General features: G+C 76.1%; 6 protein-coding genes and 1 riboswitch. Of the genes, 2 read left to right on the top strand and 4 right to left on the bottom strand.

Going from position 1 to position 6,966, the window contains the following annotated elements:
- Positions 1–1,375, top strand: a 1,375-nt coding sequence (locus tag ACFV4N_RS14540; protein ID WP_499672999.1) for a LuxR C-terminal-related transcriptional regulator, incomplete at its 5' end; no start/stop codon positions are given.
- A 78-nt stretch (positions 1,376–1,453) separates the two neighbouring features.
- Here the strand turns inward: ACFV4N_RS14540 and ACFV4N_RS14535 are convergent.
- The 3 genes from ACFV4N_RS14535 to ACFV4N_RS14525 form a co-directional block, all read right to left on the bottom strand.
- The gene (locus ACFV4N_RS14535) at positions 1,454–2,425 is read right to left on the bottom strand and encodes an ABC transporter ATP-binding protein (RefSeq protein WP_499672998.1); all 972 of its coding nucleotides are present in this window, start codon (positions 2,423–2,425) and stop codon (positions 1,454–1,456) included.
- Positions 2,425–4,008 (bottom strand): ABC transporter permease, encoded by a 1,584-nt coding sequence (locus ACFV4N_RS14530; protein ID WP_499673000.1) that lies wholly within the window; start codon positions 4,006–4,008, stop codon positions 2,425–2,427. Before ACFV4N_RS14530 ends, ACFV4N_RS14535 begins: the two co-directional genes overlap by 1 nt.
- A 275-nt stretch (positions 4,009–4,283) precedes the next feature.
- The gene (locus ACFV4N_RS14525) at positions 4,284–5,318 is read right to left on the bottom strand and encodes a thiamine ABC transporter substrate-binding protein (RefSeq protein ID WP_499672997.1); all 1,035 of its coding nucleotides are present in this window, start codon (positions 5,316–5,318) and stop codon (positions 4,284–4,286) included.
- A riboswitch (TPP riboswitch) is annotated at positions 5,306–5,422 on the bottom strand. It overlaps the preceding gene by 13 nt.
- Positions 5,423–5,447: 25 nt before the next feature.
- Between ACFV4N_RS14525 and ACFV4N_RS14520 the strand changes: the two genes are divergently transcribed.
- Complete coding sequence (locus tag ACFV4N_RS14520) at positions 5,448–5,747, top strand: 4a-hydroxytetrahydrobiopterin dehydratase (RefSeq protein ID WP_499672996.1); 300 nt, start codon at positions 5,448–5,450, stop codon at positions 5,745–5,747.
- Here ACFV4N_RS14520 and ACFV4N_RS14515 read toward each other — a convergent pair.
- Complete coding sequence (locus tag ACFV4N_RS14515; RefSeq protein WP_499672995.1) at positions 5,703–6,926, bottom strand: mannosyltransferase; 1,224 nt, start codon at positions 6,924–6,926, stop codon at positions 5,703–5,705. The genes ACFV4N_RS14520 and ACFV4N_RS14515 overlap by 45 nt on opposite strands.
- Positions 6,927–6,966: the final 40 nt, after the last annotated feature.

The following is a 6,966-nucleotide window of genomic DNA, read 5'->3' as shown; positions in this document are numbered from 1 at the left end:
GCCGGACGCGGCCGCGCGGCGGCTCGTGCGCCCCGCCGGCGAGCTGCTCCACCGGGACCGGGACCTCGCGGTCACCGCGCTGGGCCTCGCCGGCGAGGCCGCGGCCGTCGCGGGCGACCACGCGCTGCACCGGGACACCGCCCGCCTGGCCGCGACGTGGCGGCGACCCGACGAGCCGCCCGCCTCCCGGCTCACCCTCGACCACCTCGTCGGCACCGCCGCCGGCTACGCGGGCCGCCACGACGAGGCCGTGCCGCTCCTGCGCTCGGTCGTCGACCTGGCCGAACGCGTGCCGAACGCCACCGCCAAGATCCGGGGCGGGCACGCCGCCCACGTCCTCGGCGACGCCGACCGCGCCCGCGCGCTGGCCGACCGGGGCGTCGACGCGGCCCGCGAGAGCGGCCTCGTGGCGCTCGTGCCGTGGGCGCTGGCCCACCGCGCGCTGACCGCGCTCACGGCCGACGGGCACGAGGCCACGCTCACCGCCGCGTTCGAGGGCGTCCACGCCGCGACCGCCGCCGGCCAGCACAACGCCGTCGCCGAGCACCTGGTGATCCTCGCCCTGCTCGCCGCCCTGCGCGGCGACGCCGACACCGCGCGGCACCGCGTCGACGCGGCCGCCGACCAGGTCCGCAGGCTCGGCCTCGGCCGGTCCGGCACGGTCGGCGCGTGGGCGTCGGCCTGCGCGGACCTCGTCCGCGACCGGCCCGCCGACGCGCTGCGCCGGATGCGCTGCGCCACCGTGCGCGGCGTCCACGCGGGCATCGAGGTCATGGCCTCACCCGACGTCGTCGAAGCCGCCGTGCGCGCCGGCGAACCCGACACCGCCGACCGCGCCCTGCGCCGGTACGAGGCGTGGGCGCGCAGCACCGGCGCACCGTCGAGGCTGGCCGTGTCGCACCGCTGCCGCGCCCTCGTCAGCGCGGGACCGGAGGCCGAGGAGCACTTCGCCGAGGCCGTGCGCCTGCACCGCGCCGCCGGGACGCCGCTGGAGCTGGCCAAGACCGAGCTGTTCTACGCCAGCCGGCTGCGGCGGGGGCGGAAACCGCGCCGGGCCAGGGAGCTGCTGCACGACGCCGTGCGGCACTTCGAGCAGTACGAGGCCGACCACTGGGCCGAGCGCGCCCGCGCCGAACTGCGCGCCGCGGGCGAGCCGGTGGGGCAGGGCCGGGCGCCGGGTCGGGCCGCCGACCGGGCCGCCGGGTTGACGCCGCAGCAGCGCCAGATCGCCCGCCTGGTCGCGGAAGGGGCCACCAACCGCGAGGTGGCGGCCCGGCTGTTCCTCAGCCGCCGCACCGTGGAGCACCACCTGCGCAACATCTTCACGCGGCTGGACATCCGGTCCCGGGCCGAGCTGGCCGGGTTCGTGGACTGAGCCGGTCGGGTTCGCGGGCCGGGCCGGGTTCGCGGGCCGGGACCGGCCGGTTTCGCGGGTCGGGGCCGGGTGGTCCGGTCAGCCGATGACCGCGACCCCGTCGTGGTCCACCACCAGGCGGACCCGGTCACCGGGCGACGGGGGCGCGGCCACCGGCGCCACCGCCTCGAACCCCTCCCCCGCCACGTCCACCAGCAGCCGCACGTGGTCGCGCCGGTGCACCCGTTCCCGCACGGTCGCCTCGACCGCCCCGCCCGGGTCGACGCGCAGGGCCGTGGCCCGCAGCCCGACCCGCGCGTCCACGCCCACCAGCTCCCGGGCCGCCGCCGCGTCCAGCACCCGGCCGCACCCCAGGAACCGGGCCGTCTCCACGTCCACCGGCCGCCGCCACACCTCCGCCGGCTCGCCCACCTGCACCACCCGGCCCGCCCGCATCACCGCGACCCGGTCGGCGAGGGTGAACGCCTCGTCGTGGTCGTGCGTCACCACCAGCGCCGTCGCGCCGGTCTCCCGCAGCAGCCGCGCCAGGTCCACGGCCAACTGCTCGCGCAACGCCCGGTCCAGCGCGGACAGCGGCTCGTCGAGCAGCAGCAGCTTCGGGCGCGGCGCCAGCGCCCGCGCCAGCGCCACCCGCTGCTGCTCACCGCCGGACAGCTCGGTCACCCGCCTGCTCCCGTAGCCGGCCAGGCCCACCAGCTCCAGCAGCCCGTCGACGCGCCCGTCCCGCTCCGCCCGCCCCACGCCGCCCATGCGCAGCCCGAACGCCACGTTGCCCGCCACGTCCCGGTGCGGGAACAGCTGCCCGTCCTGGAACACCAGGCCGAACCCGCGCCGGTGCACGGGCGTGCCCGCCAGGTCCGCGCCGTCCCACGCGACGCGGCCCGCGCTCGGCGGCTCCAGGCCCGCCACCGCCCGCAGCAGCGTCGACTTGCCGCAGCCGGACGGCCCCAGCAGCGCCACCACCTCGCCGTCGGCGACCGCCAGGTCCACCCCGGACACGGCGGTCACCGCGCCGTACCGCACGCTCAAGCCCTCGACGCGCAACGCCACTAGAACTCCCCGCCGCTCGGCACGCGCAGCCGCTCGATCGCGAGCACGGCCACCGTGGTCACCACCATCAGCAGCGCGCACGCCGCGTACGCCATCTGGCTGTTCAGCTCGCCCGGCCGCGACATCAGCCGGGCGATCACCACCGGCAGCGTCGGCGACTCCGGCCGGGCCAGGAAGCTCGTCGCGCCGAACTCGCCCAGCGCCACCACGAACCCGAACCCGGCCGCCGCCACCAGCGACCGCGACGCCAGCGGCAGGTCCACCTCGCGCCACACCCGCCACGGGCTCGCGCCCAACATCGCCGCCGCCTGCCGCACCCGCTCGTCCACGGCCCGCAGCACCGGCAGCACGACCCGCACCACCAGCGGCGTCACCACCAGGGCCTGGGCCAGCGGCACCAGCAGCGGCGAGGTGCGGAAGTCACCCGGCAGCGCGTCCATGGTCACCAGGTAGCCGAAGCCGACCGTCACCGCGGACACGCCCAGCGGCAGCATCAGCGCCGCGTCCAGGGCCTCGGCGAACCACGAGCCGCGCCGGCGCAGCCCCACCAGCACCACCGCCGACACCACGCCCACCACCAGCGCGATCAGCGTCGCGTCGGTGGCCGCGCGCAGCGAGTTCAGCGCCGCGTCCAGGCCGGTCACCGCGAGCGTGCCGCGCTCGCCCGTGCCGGCCAGCGCCGCGTACCCGGCCAGGCTCCACCCGTCCCGGCCGGACAGCGACCGCACCAGCAGGCCCACCACCGGCGCGAGCAGGGCGGCGACCACCAGCCACGCGGCGGCCACCACCGCCCACTCGCCGCCGGTCGGCCGGCGCGGCGGCTCCACCCGCAGCGGCAGGCCCCGCTCCCGCCTGCGCCGGGCCGCGCCGCCCAGCGCCAGCACCGCGACCACGGCCGCGAACTGGAGCAGCGACAGCGCCGCCGCGCCCGGCAGGTCGAACAGCTCCACCGTGCGCAGGTAGATCTCGGTCTCCAGGGTGCGGTGGCGGGCGCCGCCGAGCACCAGCACCACGCCGAAGCTGGTGGCGCAGAACAGGAACACCACCGAGGCGGCCGACCCGATCGCCGGCGCCAGCAGGGGCAGCGTCACCGACGCGAACGCCCTCGGCCGCGACGCGCCGAGCGCCCGTGCCGCGTCCTCCGCGCGCCGGTCGACGCGCGCCCACAGGCCGCCGACCGTGCGGGCGACCACGGCCACGTTGAAGAACGCGTTGGCCAGCACGATCGGCAGCACACCGCCGTCCGGCCACAGCGCCCGGAACGCCAACCCGACCACCACGGTCGGCAGCACGAACGGCACCATCACCGCCGCCCGCACCACCCCCGTGCCGCGCACCCGGCAGCGGGCCAGCACGAACGCCACCGGCATCCCGGCGACCAGGGCGAGCCCCGTCGCGGCGGCGGCCTGGCCGAGGGTGAAGCCGACCAGGGACCAGGTGCGGGCGTCGGACAGGACCGGGAGCACGCCGCCCTCGCCCAGGCCGAGGCCGACGATCGCGGCCACCGGCCAGGCGAAGAACACGCCCAGGAACGCCAGCGGCAGGACGGCCGCGAGCGCCCACCCCGCGCCGGGGGTGAGCAGGGTGCGGCGGAGCGGGCCCGGCTGGCGGCGGGGGTTGGGGCCGGGGCCGGATGGGCCGAAGTCGGCCGGCGCGAGGTCGGGCGGACCGGGGCTCGCCGAGCCGGAGCCGTCCGAACCGGGACCCGCCGGCACGAGACCGGCCCGGCTGGGGCTCGGCGAGCCGGAACCGGCCGGGTCCGGGCCAACCGAGTCCGGGCCGGTCGGAGCAGCGCTCGCCGCGTCCGGGCCGGCCGGAGCGGAACCCGGCGGGTCGGAGCCGGCCGGCACCGGGCCGGTCAGCCCTGCACCAGGGTTCGCCACTCGGACACCCAGCGCTCGCGGTTCGCGTCGACCTCGGCGGCGGGCAGCGACCGGGACTCGGCCGGCAGCGGCGCGGCCTTGGCCCACGCCTCGGGCAGCGCCACGCCCTCCCGCGACGGGTACACGTACATCTGGCCGGGCACGTCGGCCTGGAACCGCTCGGACAGCAGGAAGTCCACGACCTTCTTCGCGTCCTCGGCGTTCTTCGCCCCGTTGAGCACGCCCGCGTACTCGACCTGGCGGTAGCAGGTGTCCAGCAGGGCCTTGGTGCGCGGCGTGCCGTCGTCGCCGATCTCCGCCGACGGCGAGGACGCGTAGGACACCACGATCGGCCGGGGCCCCTTGCCGCTGGAGCCGGAGAAGTCCTGGGTGTAGGCCTCCTCCCAGCCGCTGACGACCTTGACGCCGTTGGCGGTCAACCGGCCCCAGTAGCGCTGCCACTCGCCCTCGCCGAAGGTGGCGATGGTGCCGAGCAGGAACGCCAGGCCCGGCGACGAGGTGGCAGGGTCCTCCACGACCAGCATGTCCCGGTACTTCGGGTCGGCCAGGTCCGCGAGCCCCGCCGGCTCGCCCACGTCCTTCAGCGCGGCCACGTCGACGTTCAGGCACACGTCGCCGACGTCCACGGCGTGCAGCCGGTTCGGCGGGTCGAGCTGGTAGCGCTGGGCGCCGTGCCGCGCCTCCGGGCTGGCGTACTCGGCGAACACGCCCTCCGCCAACGCCCGCGAGGCGAAGGTGGAGTCCACGCCGAAGGCGACGTCGCCGATCGGGTTGTCCTTGGTCAGGACCAGCTTGTTGGTCACCTCGCCCGCGTCGCCACTGGCCAGGGGCTTGATCGTGATGCCGGTCTCCGCCTTGAAGGCGTCCAGCACCTCCTGGGACGCGGCGAACGAGTCGTGGGTCACCAGGGTGACCACGCGCTCGCCCTCGGCGGGCCCGTTCGTGGCGGCCACCGAGCAGCCCGAGAGCAGCGCGAGCGCGGCGGCGGCGGACAGCAGGGGTCGGAACATCATCTCTCCCTACACCGGCATGACCCGGATCAGGTGCGGACGGTCGAAGGCCTGCGTGCCTTCCTCTCAGCCCGGCGCGACACCGGACTCCCGTGGTGAACCGGCAGTTTAACGGGCAGGATCTGGACCATGCCGAAGGCCGAGCTGTTGACCGACGACCAGGTGGACGCCGAACTGGTCTCGCTGACCGGGTGGCGCGCCAGGGAGGCCGCCCTGGAGCGCACCGTCGAGCTGGCGAGCTTCCCCCGCGCCATCGAGGTGGTGAACCGGGTCGCGGAGATCGCCGAGCGCGACGACCACCACCCGGACGTCGACATCCGCTGGCGCACCCTGACGTTCCGCTGCCGGACGCACGTCAGCGGCGGGATCACCGCGCTGGACGTGTCACTGGCCCGGGAGATCGACGCGGTCCTCGACGCGCTCGCGTGACGGGGCACGGGACCCACGCGACCCGGGCCGCAGCGCCACCGCGACGGTGACCAGGGTGAGCAGCCCCACCGCCGGGTAGACCCAGCCGAGCGCCGACAGGTGCCAGGGGCGCGGGATGACCCAGATCGACTCCTGCGCGATGAGCAGGATCGAGATCAGGTAGCTGCCGATCGCCGCCAGCCACGCCACCGCGGTCACCTTGGCCAGCCGGTGCGCGGTGCCGTAGAGCAGCCACATCAGGGCGGGCACGGCCCACACCCAGTGGTGGCTCCACGAGATCGGCGACACCAGCAGCCCCAGGAGCTGCACGGTGACGATCATCGCGAGGGTGTCCTTCGCCTTCACCGCCGCGTGCAGGGCGAACCCGGCGAGGACCGCGGCCACCACCGCGCCGGCCAGGAACACCGGCCCGGTCTGCACGTCGTACCCGAGGGTGCGGCTCAGCGCGCCGCGCAGCGACTGGTTGATCGCCGAGCCGACGGGGCCGACGCGCTCCGCGTCGCCGAGCAGGTGGAACCAGTACTGGGCGGACAGGGCCGGCGACACCGCCCAGCCGACCCCGACCGCGGCGGCGAACGCGACGACCGACCACACCGCCGCCCGGTACTGCCTGGTGACGAGGAAGTAGAGGCCGGAGATCGCGGGCGTGAGCTTCAGGGCCGCCGCGACGCCCACGCCGGCCCCCTGCGCCCAGGCGCGCGCGCTGACCAGCGTGCCCATCAGCAGGGCGGCGAGGACGAGGTTGATCTGGCCGTAGTTCAGCGTGGTCCGCACCGGCTCGACCCAGATGAACAGGCCGGTCCACAGCAGGGCCCGGCGCGGGTCGCGGCTGCCGACCAGCTCCAGGGACTTCCGGGTGACGAACCACAGGCACGCCAGGCTGACGAGCTGCCAGAACCAGCGCGCCACGCCCCACGGCACCCAGGACAGCGGCACGAACACCAGCGCGGAGAACGGCGGGTAGGTGAACGGCAGGGCGAACTGGTCGGAGAACTCCTCCAGCCGCCACTCGTACAGGGCCCCGGTGAACAGCTCCGGTGAGGCGTTCCGGTAGACCATGAGGTCGACCATGGTCATCTTCGTCTGGAAGGCGACCATGGCCAGGTGCCCCAGCAGTGAGAGCCCGAACAGCCACGGTGCGAGGGCCAGCGCACGCCCCTCCAGTGCACGCAGCGCCACTCCTACCTCCACGTTCGTGTGAATTGCACGACTGCCGGGC

It is taken from the genome of Actinosynnema sp. NPDC059797, from assembly GCF_042732085.1.
In the GTDB taxonomy this organism is placed as follows: Bacteria; Actinomycetota; Actinomycetes; order Mycobacteriales; family Pseudonocardiaceae; genus Actinosynnema.
The sequence above is the reverse complement of the archived record's forward strand: the minus strand, read 5'-3'. Positions and strand labels throughout refer to the sequence as shown.

Coding starts and splice junctions, on each gene's coding strand:
- ACFV4N_RS14525 (WP_499672997.1), bottom strand. CDS start 5,318: ATGTTCCGACCCCTGCTGTCCGCCGCCGCCGCGCTCGCGCTGCTCTCG.
- ACFV4N_RS14520 (WP_499672996.1), top strand. CDS start 5,448: ATGCCGAAGGCCGAGCTGTTGACCGACGACCAGGTGGACGCCGAACTG.